The 17163-nt window shown below is 60.6% G+C and carries 14 protein-coding genes; 4 read left to right on the forward strand and 10 right to left on the reverse strand.

Going from position 1 to position 17163, the window contains the following annotated elements; translation table 11 throughout:
- Positions 1–7: 7 nt before the first annotated feature.
- Together ACGYLI_RS14535 and ACGYLI_RS14540 are read left to right on the forward strand one after the other, a co-directional pair.
- Positions 8–325: a helix-turn-helix transcriptional regulator gene (locus ACGYLI_RS14535; RefSeq protein ID WP_093743720.1), complete on the forward strand. Its 318-nt coding sequence runs from the start codon at positions 8–10 to the stop codon at positions 323–325.
- Positions 326–895: an ImmA/IrrE family metallo-endopeptidase gene (locus ACGYLI_RS14540; RefSeq protein WP_394419668.1), complete on the forward strand. Its 570-nt coding sequence runs from the start codon at positions 326–328 to the stop codon at positions 893–895.
- A 118-nt stretch (positions 896–1013) separates the two neighbouring features.
- On the opposite strand, the gene ACGYLI_RS14545 is transcribed toward ACGYLI_RS14540, so the two are convergent.
- From ACGYLI_RS14545 to ACGYLI_RS14570, 6 genes are all read right to left on the reverse strand, one after another.
- Positions 1014–3014, reverse strand: a complete 2001-nt coding sequence (locus tag ACGYLI_RS14545; protein WP_394419669.1) for a type IV secretory system conjugative DNA transfer family protein — start codon at positions 3012–3014, stop codon at positions 1014–1016.
- Positions 3015–3022: 8 nt separating this feature from the next.
- Positions 3023–5356 carry a relaxase/mobilization nuclease domain-containing protein gene (locus tag ACGYLI_RS14550; RefSeq protein ID WP_394419670.1) on the reverse strand — a complete coding sequence of 778 codons (2334 nt, stop codon included), beginning with the start codon at positions 5354–5356 and terminating at the stop codon, positions 3023–3025.
- Complete coding sequence (locus ACGYLI_RS14555) at positions 5343–5924, reverse strand: helix-turn-helix domain-containing protein (RefSeq protein WP_088635993.1); 582 nt, start codon at positions 5922–5924, stop codon at positions 5343–5345. The genes ACGYLI_RS14550 and ACGYLI_RS14555 overlap by 14 nt, the downstream gene beginning before the upstream one ends.
- A 560-nt stretch (positions 5925–6484) precedes the next feature.
- Positions 6485–6691: a hypothetical protein gene (locus ACGYLI_RS14560; protein ID WP_007120662.1), complete on the reverse strand. Its 207-nt coding sequence runs from the start codon at positions 6689–6691 to the stop codon at positions 6485–6487.
- A gap of 540 nt (positions 6692–7231) precedes the next feature.
- Positions 7232–8248 (reverse strand): GSU2403 family nucleotidyltransferase fold protein, encoded by a 1017-nt coding sequence (locus ACGYLI_RS14565; RefSeq protein ID WP_255406596.1) that lies wholly within the window; start codon positions 8246–8248, stop codon positions 7232–7234.
- Positions 8249–8380: 132 nt separating this feature from the next.
- Positions 8381–9310, reverse strand: coding sequence for a DUF2493 domain-containing protein (locus ACGYLI_RS14570; RefSeq protein ID WP_394419671.1), 930 nt, complete (start codon positions 9308–9310; stop codon positions 8381–8383).
- A gap of 789 nt (positions 9311–10099) precedes the next feature.
- Here ACGYLI_RS14570 and ACGYLI_RS14575 point away from each other — a divergent pair.
- Entirely contained in the window at positions 10100–11230 is a 1131-nt protein-coding gene (locus tag ACGYLI_RS14575) for an IS110 family transposase (RefSeq protein ID WP_394419672.1), read from the forward strand.
- 361 nt (positions 11231–11591) lie between these two features.
- On the forward strand, positions 11592–12770 hold the full coding sequence (locus ACGYLI_RS14580) for an IS5-like element ISPha2 family transposase (protein ID WP_394419711.1): 1179 nt from the start codon (positions 11592–11594) through the stop codon (positions 12768–12770).
- Between the two features lie 165 nt (positions 12771–12935).
- Here the strand turns inward: ACGYLI_RS14580 and ACGYLI_RS14585 are convergent, their stop codons facing one another.
- From ACGYLI_RS14585 to ACGYLI_RS14600, 4 genes are all read right to left on the reverse strand, one after another.
- Positions 12936–15389: an AAA family ATPase gene (locus tag ACGYLI_RS14585; RefSeq protein ID WP_058239113.1), complete on the reverse strand. Its 2454-nt coding sequence runs from the start codon at positions 15387–15389 to the stop codon at positions 12936–12938.
- On the reverse strand, positions 15386–15562 hold the full coding sequence (locus ACGYLI_RS14590) for a hypothetical protein (protein ID WP_394419673.1): 177 nt from the start codon (positions 15560–15562) through the stop codon (positions 15386–15388). Before ACGYLI_RS14590 ends, ACGYLI_RS14585 begins: the two co-directional genes overlap by 4 nt.
- Positions 15563–15787: 225 nt before the next feature.
- Entirely contained in the window at positions 15788–16387 is a 600-nt protein-coding gene (locus tag ACGYLI_RS14595) for a rhomboid family intramembrane serine protease (protein ID WP_394419674.1), read from the reverse strand.
- A 130-nt stretch (positions 16388–16517) separates the two neighbouring features.
- Positions 16518–17054, reverse strand: coding sequence for a hypothetical protein (locus ACGYLI_RS14600; RefSeq protein WP_236549672.1), 537 nt, complete (start codon positions 17052–17054; stop codon positions 16518–16520).
- Positions 17055–17163: the final 109 nt, after the last annotated feature.

The raw sequence follows: 17163 nt of genomic DNA on the forward strand, positions 1-17163 counted from the left end.
AGGGCACATGAATATCAACGAACTCGCCCCACTAGTCTTAAGGCGACGGGGAAACATGGGGGTTAGGGCTGCCGCGAAGGAGATCGGGATCAGTCCGACCACACTCACGAGGATCGAAAAAGGGCATGTGCCAGACGTGGGCACGCTCAACAAACTCAGCGAATGGTTGGGGGAGGAGCCTTCGAAGTTCACGGGCGTTGGAGACCTTCAAATCGCATTCAAGAACAGAAAAGCCGTCCCGCAAGCGACCGCTCTTGCTCTGGCTGAACTAATCACCCAGGCCTCGCGACAATTCGAACAAGACGTCGATGCTCGAGGACACTAAGTGGCATTCAGACGAGGGTTCAAATCTCAATGTGAGCGGCGATCGGTCGAGTTTCGAAAGCAGTTTGGCCTGTCGGATCACGACGCGCTGTCTGCCGACCGATTGGCAGAAGAGCTTCGAGTAACTGTTTGGTCCACCGATGAAGTTGATGGGATATCAGAAAGCGCAAGGTCGGTTCTGAGCGACGAGACTGATCAATCGTGGTCTGCCCTCACGATGAGATTAGGCGCGGCCCATCTTGTCGTTCACAAACCGGTTTCATCTAAAGGTCGTCGCAACAATGTGGTGATGCACGAGCTGGCGCACATCATCTTGGGCCACGAACTCGCATCAGCCTGCATCCTAGAGGACGGCTCGCTTGTTCCGGGAAACTTCGATCAAGACCAGGAAGACGAAGCCGACTGGTTGGCCGGCGCCTTGCTGCTGCCCCGACCCGCCCTTTTGTCTATTCGTCGCCGTCGGCTTTCAGACCGTGACGCTTGCAAAGAACATCTCGTCAGCCCGGACATGCTGAAGTGGCGGCTTCGGATGACGGGTGTAGACTACCAGCTTTTGCGCCGCCACACGTAGCATTCTTTGTTCCCACTCCAAACGAAGGTCAGCTTTCGTTCCAGATTGCCAATTCATTTTCGGTTTCCACGAAAGCCCGATTCCAGTCCTGCCCGACAGACAGACCAAGCTCGCCAACCTATCGAGCCACCAGCTTTTCGCCGCCCTCTTCCTGCAGCATCGCTTCCATGTCGTCCAAGCCATCGACGGCGGAGCGCATCTGCGCCTCATTTACTACGCTCGCTGCCTCTGCATCGGCGACCTGGCTCCCAAAATCCATCTCCATCTGACGCTGTTCCTCGGCGATGACGGCTTGAACGACGGGCGCGGTTTTCTTTGGAACGCCGTCAGTTTGTCGTGACAGTTGCCCCCCAGAAGCCTGAGTTGAGTTTTCCACGACGGCTTCAGGTCCACTTGGTCCGTTCGCAGGCGGCGTCATCGGCATGGCGCGCACACTCAGCGGCAGCGTACCCTGCGACCCACCTCCCCCCGGCTTCGGAAACGGCAACTCTCCCGTCTGTGCCGCGTGGATCGCCTTGAACAGCCGATCGTCAAAATATTGGATCCGCTTCGCGCGGACCGGCATCTGGGCATCGATGACCATGACGATCTCGTCGAGCGGTAGGCGGCGCGCCTCATCCTCGGGCAGGAGAGAGCTTTCTTCGGTCCGGGTGGACTGGCTACGGCCCTCGAAGGGGTTCTTGCCGATGGACTGGGACCGCGTGATGACGGTTTTCGTGGTCTTGCCGACAGCCTTACTCAGCTCCTCGACGGTCTTCTCATCCGACGGTGTCAGGTAGAGCTTCACGCCCGCGTTGCCTTGCAGGGCGCGGCGGGTGTTCTCGCCGTAGATTTCATCGAGGGCGGGGATGGTTTGGGTGACAACGGCCAGGTGACCGCGATAGGTCCGCAGGGTCTCGATGCTCTCGACCACGATGGGCATTTTGCCGAGACGATTGAACTCATCGAGCATGATCATCACGGGCCAGGGCTCATCCGGCCCGGGGTCCTTTTCCTGCATGGCGGAGAGGAGATCGGAGAAGAACAGCCGGATCAGCGGCGCGAGCGGCTTCACCATCAGCGGCTGGACCACAAGGTAGACCGAAAAGGGCTTCTTGCGGATCGTCCGGAAATCAAAATCCGACACCGCCGTCGCCTCGTCGATGGCAGGGTTCTGCCATTGGTCGAGCCCCGAGGTCATCAGGAGCGAGACGTAAGAGGTCAGCGTATCGTTGTTGGTCGAGGCGAGCCGGGTGAAGATCAGCTTGGCCGCCCTGTTGTCGACCTCGTGACCCCGCGCGAAATACTCCTTCTGCTTGTTCCCGCCAGACGCGGCGATGCGGTAGATTTCGCCCAAAGTGGGGCGCTTGCGCTGGAACGCCAGCAGGCCTGCTGCCACAAAGAGATCGATCCCGCCCTTGAGCAGCCCCTGCACCCGGTCATTGTCGCTTTGCAGGAAAAGCGTCGCCAGGAGCTGCAATTCCATCTGCTGGCGCGCGGGATCTTTCAACTCATAGATGCGCAGGAGCGGGTTGTAGCGATGCGTGCGCTTGCCCTCCCAATCGGTGGGGGCAAAGCGATAGACCTTGTCGCCTTGGGCTGCGCGGTGCCGGGCCGTGGCCTCGAAACACTCGCCCTTCACATCGAGCGTCACGGCGGAGCCTTGCCAGGTCAGCAGGTTCGGAATGACAAAGCCCGTGGTCTTGCCGCGGCCCGTGGGGGCCACGATCAGCGCGTGTGGGAAGACCTTCGAGCAGATGTATTTCGCGCGGGACTTTGGAGAGCCAAGTTTGCCGAGGATGAACCCGGTGCCCGGCGCCCCGAAGAAGCCATTGGCCTTCATCTCGCGCGCGGTCTGCCAATGGGTCTGGCCAAACCGTGTCAGGGCGGACCCCGAGAGGGCGAGGCTCAGCATCAGCCCGGCGGCGGCGAAGCTGCCGATGATCAAGTGAATAAGTTGCGCGTCCTCCGGGCGGCGATTGAGGATCGCCATGTAGTTCTGCGCGATATAGGCAAAGTCGATCTCGGCCCCAAACCCGAGATCCTGGTAGGTCAGCACCGCCGAGGCGATGGTATAGCCCATGGCCCCGGTCACCAGCGTCACGAGCAGCACACCCGTAGCGATCCGCGTTTTTCCCATGGCGGCGCTCAATGGACCTGGCCCCGCTCGGTCTCGCCATCCACGTCTGTCGCGCGGTGTTTTTCATATTCGGCGTCGGCGAGTTCATCGACCACCTGGCGCAAGGCCTCCGTGTTGGCCGTCGCGGCATCGGATTGCAGGTAGACCTTGGCGACATAGAGCCGGTCGAGGCGGTCCTCGAGAACCTTTTCCAGCGCATCGGCATCGCCAGATGTGAGCCGCTCAAGTTGAGGGTCATCCAGCACCCGCGCGATCTCGCCACGGAAGGCGTCCCGCTCCGCCTCGGTCTCGAAGGGGGCGGACAACTCCCCCGCCCGCTCATGGTCCAGAACACGCTTAATCTCGTCTGCAAGGCGGTCGGCACGGTCAAACTGCGGCGCAGTTTCATCGCGGGTTTTGAGGATGTCGTCGCGCGTGCCAGACCCAAGCCCATCGCGCATCTCGGTTTCGCGGCGGACCTGATTAATGGCCTCCGTGTCGCGTATCTCGACGACGGCCGCATAGGTCGCGCCGAGCCCGCGGGCGAGGTGGGACGGCATGTCCGGATAGCGCGCGCGTAAGTCATCCGTGACAGCATCCGCAACAGGTGTGCGGACGTCGCGTCCCTCCATGATCCGGTCGACCTCGCGGGTGATCTCGCTGGCGCGGGCCGCATCGGTGATGGTCTCCCAGTAGGGCTCAGACCGGTCGATTACATCGCTTGGGCGTGCAAGCAAGTCCGGGTGTGCCTCGAGATACGCGCGCTGCTCCGTCTCGATCCGGCGCTCCGCCCGTGAGACAACCTCCCAGTCCCGGTCTTCGATCTGCTGCGCGGTCAGGCCGTCTGCGCGCATCTCCTGACGGATTGTCCCTTCCATCGCCCGGACCGCGCCCTCATGATAATGGAACTGCTCGCTGACCGGTTCCGCTTCCATGACGCCATCCCGGCGCAGCACGTTCTCCCGCTCCAAGAGCGTGCCAAGTTCGACATGCACATCGTTGAGAATGTCGCGGGCCTGTTCCAGATCGGCGCGGCGTTCAAGGTTCAGGTCCCGCGCCTCGGCCACCTTGGCAAGATCGTCGGCGATCCATTGATGCTCGAGCGCTGCATTTGAGGCGCCCGTCTCGATCCGGGCCACCACTTCCGATGTGCTGATCCCGGTGCCCCGTATTGCCGCGTCAATGCGCGATCTCAGGTCGGGCTCTGCCAGACGCTCGCGCTGGCTGGCGTCGATATTGGCTTCGGAATAGATCCCGCCCTCCGAGGGGGCCTCTGACAGCGAGCCCGAGCGCAGCCCCAAGGGCTGCATGTGCTGGACCTGTGTCTGGATCTCGATGAGGCGTTTTTCCAGCACGGGACGTTCCGCGTCAGACTTCTCGGCGATCATGCCCTGCACCCGCGCGAGCTTTTCCGCATAGAGGCTTCTCAGATCCTCGAAGCTTTGATCCTCGGCCATATACACATCTCCTGTTCGGTCCACCTGTCCGCCATGCGCCAGCACCTCGCCCGCGCGGAAGAGTGCCGCGGCGATGTCTTCCCGGGCCTCCCGGGAGGCCTCTGCGGCAAGCGAATGGTAGACGGTTCTGGTGTTGACGATCTCCGCCAGCGTCCGGGTCAGGTCCTGCCCCACGCGTTCGCGCTCGCGGGGCGCGCGACCCTCTTCTTTCGCGGCGTAGATCTCGCTGGTCCGGGCCGGGTAATGCACGACGCCGCGCTCCACCCGCCGCGTGGCTTCCAGCCGCACGCCGTACTTCTCCGCCTCCTCGACCATGGCGAGGCGGAAGTCGTCATAGTTGAAGCGATGGTCGCGCCCGAGGAAGAAGAACTCGCCTTCTTGCGAGCGGCGGTTCAACACCAGATGCGCATGGGGGTGATCGCGGTCCTCATGCACCGCGATGATGTAGTCGAAATGGCCCGCGTCGGTCTGGAAGAACCGCTCGGCCACATCCGTCGCGATGTCGCACACATCCTCCCCACGCGTGCCCACGGGGAAGGACATGAGCATGTGGGTGGTCTGTCCGAGCTTGGGCTTGAAGCCCGCATCCCACCGCTTGGCAAAGCGCTCCGTCAGGTCCTTGATGTCACCCGCCTCGAGCTTCGCCTTGCCATCCAGGAACCCGCTACTGTCCACGATATGGGTAGACTTGGTGGTGAGGTAATCGAGCTGGTTTGCGAGCTGCGATTTGGTATGCGTGCCCCCGCCCCGGATCGCCTTGAAGACCGCTGGCCGATGCCCTGCTGCCGCGCGAGTAAGCTGGGTCTGCTTGGCCACGTGCAGACCTTGCATCGAGCCCCGGACGCGGCTCCAGCCATCCCGGAAGACCTCGCCCGTGACGGCATGGACGGCATCATTCAGCCGCATGGGCAAACTCCCTCAGCGCGGCTGTGGCCTGCAGCTGCATTGCGTCCCGACGGCGGCGCAGGAGCAGATCGATCTCGTCAGCAGAATCGAGGATGAACCGCGCCAGCCCGCGCATCTGCGCAAGGCGCAGTTCGGTAAACTCCGGGCCAGCCCCCTGCCCCTGCCGGTTGGCCTGCGCCATCTGCTTGGCGATCTGCGCGACCCCATTACCGACCTCGTGCAGAGAGGCGCGGTAGCGCGCCATCTCTGCTGCCATCTGCGCGTCCGGAACGAACACCCCGCCTGCCGCCTGAATGAGCCGCCTGAGCCCCTCGGCACGGCTCTCGATCCCGGCCTCGACCAGCACCTCGTCGAGCGCCGCAAGCTCCGCAGCCGTCACCTTGACACTGACCGCTGAGACCGGAATTGCGGCATCCGTCTGGCGCTCGGCATCGGCTTTGAGCGTGTACTGAATCGCCCGCACCGACACGCCAAAGCGTTCCGCCAGCACTGAAGTGGAAGCGCCTTCCGCAGCTTCGCGAACGATCTCCATGCGGTCCGCATCTGTGAGGCGTTTTGAGCGAGACATGCGAAGAAAGACCCCCTATTTCCTGCCACCTTCCACCAAGGCTGCCCCTACCTTACGATATTATACCAAGCTGTCAATTATATACTTACGTCGCATTCAGGCTCAGGCAGCCTTGGTGTCCGCTTCCCCCGCGGCCCGCAGGGACGCGGCTCTGCCGCCCTCACCACCGGGCGACACCTGTCCTAGGGGTCCGGTCCGCCAGCCCCGCCCGAGGCTCTGGCCGAACACCCATGTGTTCGGACGGAACCGCGGGCGGGCGCAAACCCCACCGACAGGGCGGACAGGCAGGGTCAAGGAGGGCCAGATTTGGGCCCCCAAATCTCTGCCGCAAAAACCGGGAGGCCCTGGCCGATAGGTTTTTGTGGATGGCCCCCTTGAGGCTGACTGGCCGGTCTGTCGCGGCCTGATCATTCCGGGCGGCGATCGTCCTTTGAGCGCGAGGATACCGACACCAAGAGGAAGTCGCTGTGGGCGTTCACACGCGCCGGTGACGGCATCCCTGGAACAGGGATCGGGCCACCCCAAGATCGTCCTGGGGCGGCCCATCCTCTTGAGAGGATTCAGTCCTGGGGATCCTTCGCGCTCGGCGGGAACATCACCAGCTCCGAGACCGCGACCGGGAAGTCGAGCTTGAGGCTGAAGAACTCCGAGCCATCCCCATTGCGGGTGTTGCGGAACATCGCACCCACGCGCTGAAAACGGGTGCGCTCCTGGCCATCGGTATCGGTGAACTTGACGGGGACGGTGGCGACGTAGTGGTTGGTCATTTGGGTTACTCCTTATTGCGATGAGGATCACCCAGCACGGGGGCAAGAGGACCGGTCGCAAGCGCAAATGCGGAGGGTCCGCGGCCCCGCCGTGGAAGCCGTATTTGTGCTTGCCGAAGCGTGAGCTGAGGGGACGGACGGGCCGACCCCGTGCGATCCACATCTATGAGCAAAAAGGAGTGATCCGGATGACCCTTGCCATCACGCCGCAGCCATCCTCCGCGTCCTCGTCCCGCCGATTCTGGCCGAGGTGCTGACGGAGCCCGCCCGCGTGGATGCGATGTTCCGAAACACCACCCGAAGGTTGTACAGGTCTTCAGCCTCATGTGCGATGTCTCGACCCCTCGGTTTTGCGCTGCTGACGATGTGCGAGGTGCGCACCATCCCCAGCCCATACCGATGCGGATGGGCCGCACTCTGACGGGCTGGGTAGAGGGATGACGGTGCTGGATGCCGTGAGCTGCCGATCAAGTGTGACCGATCGCACGCGCCATGAGACATGACGAAAGGGCCGCGCCAAGCACGACCCCGTTACGGCCATCACGCGCCCAAGCTGTCGAGCATCCCCCTGGTATCAGGCATTCGCTTCAGCGAGTTGCCGATGTGCTCCCGCCAGCGCGGCCCAACCTCCATTGCGGTGGCATAGGCCCGAGCCAGATCATCGGGCCGGTCCTCGGCCATCGCTTCGATAAGGAAAGCCGCCTGCTCGCGGTCCTTCGCGGATTTCAGGCTCCCTGCCCCATCGCGGCGCCGGTCGGCAATGATCAGTTTGTGGACTGCATAACGCTCCGGGCGGGGCACCTGCACCAGAACGCCGGATCTATAGATCGCCGCCGCGTGGATCGGCTCAGCGATCAGGAAGTTGAGATAGTTCAATCCTTGGGCGTTCACGCCCAATGCTGGCAGATCACGGATGGTCTCATCTCCGAACGCCGGTGTGAGAAACTCGACCAACTGGCCGCTGCCACCCTGGGCCCATCGCCATGTCCGACCTTGGTCAAGAGCTGGCAGAGGATCGAATTTGAGCGCTGAGAACGTCTCGGCAAGACCCGGGTCGACCTGATCCTGCAACGCAACGCTGAGCTTCTCGAACTGCGCGATGTCGATGTCGCCAGTATTGGCCATACCGCCAATTGGCAGACGGATACCAAGCTCGCCTTCATAGAGGCGAAATGCATTGGTTCCGACGATGGTACCACCCAACCGGAAAGTTCCGGCTGCGGCCATGGCCGACAGGATGGACCCGGTCGCCCGGTCGGTGGGCGTCATGCCTTCAGCGCGCAAGAGCCGAACGAGCCGCGACCGTTGCGCCTGCCGCTCCTTGGCGGTCGCGCGCAGATCCTCGATCCGGTCGATACGTGCGCGCGTCTCGTCGCTGTCTTCGCCGATATAGATGAACCGCATCTCCGTCCCGACACGGCGCGCGGCATACCAATAAGCCTTATCCCCACGCTCCTTGAGCGTGGGCTTGCCTTCGACACCGGACAAGGCGTCGTCCTTCAGAAGACGCACCAGGTCGGTATAGGCGCTCATCGCGATGCTGCTGAGTGGGGTCATGCCTATCATTTCCAAGTTTTGCTTGGCATTCATATACCTATCAAAACAGGAAATTGCTAGGCAAAGTGATTTGGAGAACGTCCACACCCATAAGAAACGACGAAAGGGCCGCCCGAAGGCGACCCTCTCTCTTCAATCCTGCGACGCCTTCTTCGCCGGGTCCGCAACCCGCATGACCGTCAGGCCTTTCGCTTCCGCCTTCTGCCCGAGGTTCAGCGCGACCCCGTTGCCGCCGAAGAGCACAACCCCCGTCGCCGCGAACTTGTCGTCCAGCATTTCGTCATTGCACTTGAACGGTGCCGCCCGTCCATGCGCGGACCAGCGCGGATCGAAGCGCGCCTGTGCTATCCCGCGTGCCCGGGCCCACCGAGCCGCAATCATCTCCGCCCCGTGCTTGCCACCCTTGTGGCAAAGGAAAATCTCCTGATTGCGGTTCTGCTTGATCCGTTCGCGAACCTTGTCGAGCGTGTTGAAGATCACATCGACATCGGTCCAGTCGGTGGCGCCTGAGACGATCAGGGGCACCCCCTCGACTTTCGACTTCTCGGCGGTTTCGCGGTCGTGCTGCTCCAGGAGCTGCCGCGCCTCGAAGACCGCCCCGGTCTCTTTCGCCCGGACGCTTGCGCGCGACCCGGCTGCCGGGATGTAGGCGTGGCCCGTCTCGATCTCGTAGCATTCCGCCGCTGCCTCGCTCATCACCTCGATGGCGCTGACAATCTCGCGCAGCTGCACAAAGCGCGCCTGCGCCTCTTCGAGCGCGGTCTCGGCGATCTCCGATCCGTCGTGGGATTTTGCCAGCGCGCCGATCTTGTCGGCGGTGCGGTCGACCTCCTTGCCGAGTGCCACCTTGCGGCGCTGCAGGATCGTCGCGAGCCCATGGGCCAGCGGTTCGATTTCGGCTTCAAGCCCGGTCCCGCGCAGCTGCCCGAGCAAAGCCTCGAAGCTTTCGCGGATGATGCGGTCGGTCAGGATGTGATCTTCCGGGATCGGCAGCTGCGCGTCCTTCTCGGTCAGTCCGAAAAGTTCGATGGTCTCGTAGGTGTTTACGGTGTCGTAAGCCATGTTTGGTCTCCAGTGTTCGGTTCCAAGGCCACCACGTGAGTGTGGGGGCATGGCCGAATGCCTGGTTTCCGAATCTGCCCGAGTCAGGGACGGCGCAGCCGCCGGCTTGCCGGGCGCAAAAGTTTTCCGCGCGCAACACCCGACACATGCGCGCGCTCACGCACGGGACCGCCCCGCGCAACGGGCACCGCGCTCGCCGAAAAGTTTTGCGATCCTTGACGCGGGCTGATTTGGGGGCCATCCGGAGGATATGCTTCCGCACTCATGTGTGTGTGTGTTTTGACGGTAGGTTTGCCCGACACGAGCAGGCAAACGGCCCGACCGGACGCGGGAGACGGATGGAGCGGCGGGATCGTTTTGGCCTCAGGCCAAAACAGACCAGAGCGCAATCCGGCGGAGCGGCCGGGGAGGGACGTGCTCGCGAGGCGGGCAAACCGGGACGCCAAGCGCAACGCCGCGGTGAGGCCGCATGGCCGAATGCGCGACGGACCGAAGGGCCGTTCTCCCCTGCGACACGCGAAGCCGAGCAGGGGAGGCCGCAAGGCCTAGCCCAAGGTTGACGTGCAGGCGACCACGCCGCCAGCTATACAAAGTATCTACTCCAGCATTCGACGTGATGGGCGGAACGCGGGCTTTTGCTCCAAGTGCCAGATGACTTGGTAGTTTCCTCTTAGACCCCATGATCGCTCTGTACGGTGACTAGGTCGGCGGTCTCTCCCACGGCATTCTGAATGCGAGGATTGGGCCGGATGACCCGGTGCCGAGCCTCAGGAATGGGGGAGAGACCAGATGCAGGATAGCACGTTCATCGGGCTGGATGTTCACAAGGCGACGATTTCGGTGGCGGTTGCCGAAGGTGTTCGAGGCGGCGAGGTCCGTCACCTCGGCACAATCCCGCATCGCGCCGACCATATTCGGAAGCTTGTCGAGAAACTGGGTGCCGGCGGTCACAAGCTCCACTTCTGCTACGAGGCCGGGCCCTGTGGCTATGGCCTGCACCGCCAGCTCGTCGAGTTGGGGCAGGATTGCATCGTGGTGGCGCCCTCTTTGATCCCGGTGAAGACGGGCGACCGGGTCAAGACGGACCGTCGCGACGCCGTCATGCTGGCGAAGATGCATCGGGCGGGGGAGCTGACGGCGGTCTGGGTCCCCGATGCGGCACATGAGGCGATGCGCGATCTGGTTCGGGCGCGGGCGACCGCCATGCGCGTCACCGGCAAGGCGCGGCAGCATCTTCAAGGCTTTCTTCTGCGCCACGGACGCATCTACCCCGGCAAGAAAGGGTGGACGGTTGCCTATCGGCGCTGGCTGACGACCGTGCGCTTCGGGCATCGGGCACAACAGATCGTCTTTCAGGACTACGTCGATGCCGTCGCCGAGGCTGAGGCGCGGGTGGCACGGTTGACGGGACAGATCACGGAACTGCTGCCGGATTGGGATCTGGCACCGGTGGTGGAGGCCATCCAGGCCATGCGTGGGGTCGCGTTCGTCGTTGCGGTCACCGTCGTCGCGGAAGTCGGCGATTTCCATCGCTTCGACAACCCACGGCAACTCATGGCCTATCTCGGGCTGACACCCTCGGAGCATTCCAGCGGGGCCACCGTCCGACGCGGCGGCATCACGAAGGCAGGCAGCGGCCTGGCTCGACGCGCGCTGATCGAAGGCGCCTGGAGTTACCGCATGCAGCCACGCGTCAGCCGCAAGCTGCATGACCGGCTCGCAGCTGTTCCATCGTGTGTGCGGGACATCGCATGGAAGGGACAGCTGCGAATGTGCCAGCGCTATCGCCGTCTGGTCATGGCAGGGAAGCCGAAAGTCGTGGTGACCACGGCGATCGCTCGGGAAATGGTCGGCTTCATCTGGGCCATCGCCCGAGCTGTATCGCCGGTTCCAGACCCGACTGTCTCGCAGTCCGCTTAGAAAAAACACGCTCTTTCGGCCCGCTGATGCGCAAGGCCGGGGGCGGAACGCGGTGGGGAATCCTCGTGCCCTGTTATGAGCCGGCCATGCCGACGCTCGCTCTTTAGACCGAGGCAGCCCCAGGACGAAACCACGGTCATGCGGTACCCAACCCGCGTATGAGAGCTTGCTCAACCGTCGTCTCAGTTCCGTCTCCAGCCTTGCGCATCTACATTACATTGCGCCCGGTATCGCCGGATTATTTAACGTGAACCAAAGGGTTGACAGCGATCATGAGAACAGGCTGCTGAAAAAGGCCGGTCTCGACGCGGTTTTGAGAACATGATTCACTTCCGGCACGGCAGCGGTGGTGAGGGTGACGATGCGTGGGACGGACGAAGCGAGCGAGTCGCTGTTCAGCTATGTTGACCTTGAGGAGCGGATCCCTGCGGGTCATCCGCTTCACAAGATCCGGCAGATCGTGAACGATGCACTGACGAGCCTCGATGCCGAGTTTGACGCGCTCTATACCGACTTTGGCCGCCCCTCCATTGCGCCGGAGCGCCTGATCCGGGCGAGCCTTCTCCAGATCCTGTTCTCGATCCGCTCGGAACGGCAGTTGATGGAGCAGATGGACTATAACCTGCTGTTCCGATGGTTCGTCGGGCTGGGAATCGACGACCCGGTCTGGGTTCCCACGGTGTTCAGCAAGAACCGCGACCGGCTGCTGACAACCGACATGTCGCGCAAGGTAATGGCCGCGATCCTCGCGCACCCTCAGGTCAAGCCGCTGCTGTCGGACGAGCACTTCTCGGTCGACGGCACCTTGGTCAAGGCGTGGGCGTCCATGAAGAGTTTCCAGCCGAAGGAAGGTACAGCGCCGCCGCAGAATGATGATCCCAGTGGGCCGCCATCACCACCAGCCGACGAGACCTCCCCGGACACCGACCAGGCCCAGCAAACCGAGACCCAGCCGATGACCGACACGCCCCGCCAGACCCGCAACCCCGAGGTGAACTTCCGGGGCCAGAAGCGCTCGAACGCAACGCATGCGTCCGTAACGGACCCCGATGCGCGTCTTTACAAGAAGGCGCCGGGCGCGGCGGCGATGCTGTGCTTCATGGGGCATACGCTGATGGAAAACCGGAACGGCCTCGTGGTGCAGGCAGAGCTGACCCACGCTGATGGGCATGGCGAGCGGAAGGCGGCACTTGAGATGATCAACCGGCACTCACCGGGCTCGACCCGACGCCTGACGCTCGGGGCGGACAAGGGATACGACAGCGCCGACTTCGTCGCCGACCTCAGGCGCATGGTCGTGACACCGCACGTCGCGCAGAAAGCCCGGCATTCCGCCATCGACGGACGGACAACCCGGCACCTCGGCTACGCCCTGTCCCAGCGGCGCCGCAAGAAGATAGAGGAACCGTTCGGCTGGGCCAAGACCGTCGGCGGCATGTCCCAGACCGTTCACCGCGGGCTCGATAGGGTCTGCGCCCAGTTCACGATGACGATGGCGGCCTGCAACCTCGCGAGGCTACCGAAACTCCTGACGGCCTGACGGAGAAGGCAACTCTGACCCGCGACCACCGCCGATGCCGATGCCGAAGAAAACCGACTTCAAATCGTGGCGGCAGGAATAACGTCCTTCAAGGCCGACTTCTTCAGCAGCCTGTTAAGCAGACCTCGCTTCACCGCGCTAACGAGATAAAAGTCCCAAATGCGGCTACTTAGGCTTTTTCTTGAGGTTTAGGTTCACAGAATTGCATGAACACCGAAGTCCTTCGGGAGAAGTGCCTTTGGGAGTAATGTACAGCCATGATCCACAGTCATCGCATTGTGCGCATGCCAGCAAATCCTTAAACGCATTTACAATAGGCATAAAGTCGTTGGGACTAAAATTGGCCCACTCGTTGAAATGTACGGCCTTATTGACGGTCCAGTCTTCTTCGCCCTTGTGAGTATTGGCTTCCTTGAGACGTTGCCTGCGAGCCTGCGCTTTGGACTTTTGGTCCTCGTTGCCCCAGGATTGCGCCGAGTCGACGGCTTTTCCTAGGAGATCTGACAATCTAGAAAAGGCGCTCGGTAATAGCCCCCCTAGATCGTAGCTGTTATCCGCCCTGAAGACCGTTTGCGCCCCCAGTTGATCCGCAAGTAGTCGCGCTACAAACTCCATGTGACGCCGCAAAATCGGAGCCGCAACTTCGACCTTACCCTTAGTCAAAGCTGCATCAATTTCTGCCCAAATCTCTGGATTTGATTCCACCAACGGACCAGTGTCCACAGACCAACTATCAAAAGCCATAGATGTTTTTCGGGTCACTAGATTTGCCGAACGCATCTGCTCTGCCCAAACTTTGTCATGGGTGGCAATTACGAACTGCGTGTTTGGGAATTCTGCCATCAAAAGTTTGCAAAATTGGTAGCGATGGTCTGCATCGACAGACATCACAACATCATCGAGCAGCGCAACGGTAAAACGGTCACCCAATAGCCGCTTCATCAATGCTAGGTATAGGCATACACCCATGCCATCTTGATGACCTTCGCTATGAAAAGCACCTGGTGGGAAAAGTCCCCGCTCGTAGAAATTCACATCAAAATCGAGACGCCCTTCAGTTGCTTTAAAGCGCGCGACAAATTTTTGCTCATCGCCGTCATTTAAAAGCCGATAAAACTTGCTGAAATCATCTTCGACGGCCTCGTAAAGCTCGTCAAGTTCCGACTCCATCGCTGCGCACCAAGCGTCATATGCGACTTTGCTGGCGTCTCGTGCCTTTTGGGAAGCTGTCTCGGTAAGACGTGCTGCTTTGTAGTCCTTGAACCGCTGTTCAGCATTGATCAGATAGCTCTGTGCGGCCAACGAAGCTGATTGATCAGGCTTCGCGCGAATAGCGCTCACAAAGTCCGCCAGTTTGGCCCGAAAGCCTTCCGGTATGGCTGGCCATCCATTGGCCAAGCGATCCTTCAACTCCAAGATTGTTGCGAAAGACTTTAGTTGTTCCTGAAAAAACGCCAAGTCTTTGCCCCATGCGACGACGCTGGACAGCATTTCAACTGCGTTCTCAATCTTGGCAATACGGTGAGTTTCGAGCAGCAGCGCCTTCAAGTTCCCCACTTCATTCGAAAGCGATGATGCATGTTCAACGAGCTTTTGCTTGAGCTCTCCTGCCGCTTGCGATTTCCGCTGCTTGGCGTGTAAATGCGAAAGAAGATGTGCTTCATCCGGCCATTCATGATCGCACATCGGACATGACGGGCCGTCCACCAGCTTTAATCCACTTTCCACCAAATCGCGTTGTTGCAACGAAACAAGGAGCTGTGCGTCGTTTTCAAGTTGCTCTATCTGATCGACAAGAGCTTCTGCATCCGGCGACGGAGATTGTCCAAGCTCGACGAGCTTTTTGTTAAGCTTGTCCAGTTCGATCAGTGCTGCGGATTTATTGAGCGATTGTTCACCAGCAGGCTCTGCCAAGCCTTTGTCGATGATTGTATCAGCTGTTATGGTGTCGTGGATTTCTAGTCCTAGCAGCTGGCGCTTTGCATTGACGGCTTTGAGCATCTCAGCTGCAGACAACGACGTGATGCCTAGGTGCTGCAACAGTGTATTTCTTTTGTCCTGCGTATCCTTTTCCGCCGCAATCGCTGCCCGGTTGAGCTTGCCGTATGCTGTGTTCAGTGCCGAACGGGTCTGACCCAACTCATCGATCTTTAGAATCTCTTGAATCTGTGCAGATCGCTTCGTTGGTTCGACCAAGATGAATTTCAGAATTTCTCTTCTCGCCAAAGTGATTTCGGGATGCTGAGAAACTTCGTCCAGAATCTCCACGATGTCCGGATCGTTCGGTTCGATACTTGGCTTCTTGGGGGCAGAGACTTTGCGAGTGAGCTTGGCTTTTTTGCCAAGCGTCGGGAAGGATACTTCCAGCTCTACAAATGCGGCATCTGGGAATTTGATGTGATCTACATGTGGACCATGATCTGCTAGTGAGAGCCCTTTGGTTCCGGTTCCGGTCAATCTGCCAATTTGACCAGTTAGTGCAAATTCGATGGCGTCAATGACCCCACTTTTTCCCGAGCCGTTCGGACCGGATATCGCGAAGGTCTTCTCAGCCAAGTTGATGTCCAACTTACGAATTCCACGAAATTCCTCGATGTGCGCTGAAATGATCTTGATCACAGAACTTCCCCTCCGTCTGGAAGAGTGAAAATCTCGGCTAGATCGTCGGCCTTAATTTTTCGACCTTCTTTCAAGAGCGCTTCAAGCTTTTGTATTTTGGATGCATCAAAATTTTCATCATTCGAAAGTGTCTCGAGGAATTTGTTTGCGACTGAATCCTGAAGCGACGCCATTTTGCACCATATCTAAGTAACTGGTTCCACTTTAGGCTGAGCACCGCCCTGCGGAAAGAGGTCTCTTGCAGGAAGGTGAGGGATTACTGCCGAAGGTTCAACCAGCGCCGATTTTTGGGGGTTAGGAGCTGGGACATATGCAATGGCCGCTTTGAGGAAACTGCACTGCAGCATCTCGGCGTTTACGAATGACAGCACCGGGTCGACCACGTCGGGCGTACGGCTTCAGTCCAGATCGACACCGCCGAGGCGCGGCACATGGACATGCGTCCGGACAAGGGCTGCAGCGGCCGCGCCCGCGATGGCGCCGAAGAGATGCGCCTCCCAGGAGACGCCGGATTGGCCCGGAAGAACGCCCCAGAGAATGGAGCTATAGAGGACACCGACCACCAGTGCCGCGCCCAGCGTGATCAATGAGCGATCCACGAAGCCGCGCGCGACGAGGAAGCCAAACCAGCCGAAGACCAACCCTGACGCACCGATATGGATGGCGGAGCTTCCGAACAGCCAGACGAGTCCGCCGCCGAGGCCGATCACCACTGCGTTCACCGGCAGCAGGGCCCTCGTGGTCGTTGCCACCAACAGCCCACCCATCACCAAGAGCGGCGGCGTATTTGCCATAAGGTGCGCGAAACTTCCATGCAGGAGGGGCATGGCGATGACACCATCCAATCCGCTTACGTGACGGGGGATCAGGCCGAAGGCCGGATTCAAGCCGTAACCGATAATCCAATTGAGGAGGTGAACCGCCCAGAGCAGTGCGACAAAGGCGACAAGCGCCGCGGCGCGACGAAAGAAGGCGCGCATGTGATCCCGGTTCATCATGTTGGCGACAGTAGACGTCCCCACAGCACCTTCAACGGCTTTCGCGCGCTGCACAGGATGCCACCTCCAGGAAAGGGGGTTTGAGGCGGCCAACCTCGGTACGGCTCAAGCCAAGAGAATGGCTCGGATCTTACACGGTGTTTCCCGGACGAAAGGGCTGCGGTTCACGCTCGGGACGCTTCAGGGCTTCGGCGTATTTGCGCGCATTGTCATCGATCGTGTTGTGCCAAAGCTTCGAGACGAAGGCCCGGGCGTCTTGGACTGTCATGTCTTTCAGCGAAGAGGACAGCGCCATGAAAAGCTCATCCTCGCTAATCGCAGCGGCGCGGTGCATGGCATCCGCGTAAAATGACGGGTCGTTGAGAACCTGCTCGCGCAGCGGCATCCGCGCGAGGTTCTCCTCCGGGATCGCCATGAAGATCGTGTCCTGAACTTCGGTCAGATACGCACGCCGCGATGTGGACACCGGCTTTCCCGCCGCCTTGGCCTCCAGAAATGCCTGCCTTGTCCTGTCGAGCTTTGCCCTTGCATGGATCATGATGACATCACGCTTGCGGTCAAGCAGCGCAAATCCGGTGCAACGCTCGATATGAGCAAGAAGCTCTGCAACCTCTGCTTCTACATCAAAGCTCTCGAACCACGGAGCTTTTCCCAGTCTCGCCACCATGCGCCTACCTTCGTCCATTCGATAATATATTATCGTATATCATATTCAGCAGATCGCAAGCAGATGGCGCCCGTCATGCAGCCAAACATGGAAAAAGGGGAACCGTGAT

Origin of the sequence: Sulfitobacter sp. 1A13421 (genome assembly GCF_043557285.1) — a bacterium.
Classification (GTDB): Bacteria; Pseudomonadota; Alphaproteobacteria; order Rhodobacterales; family Rhodobacteraceae; genus Sulfitobacter; species Sulfitobacter faviae.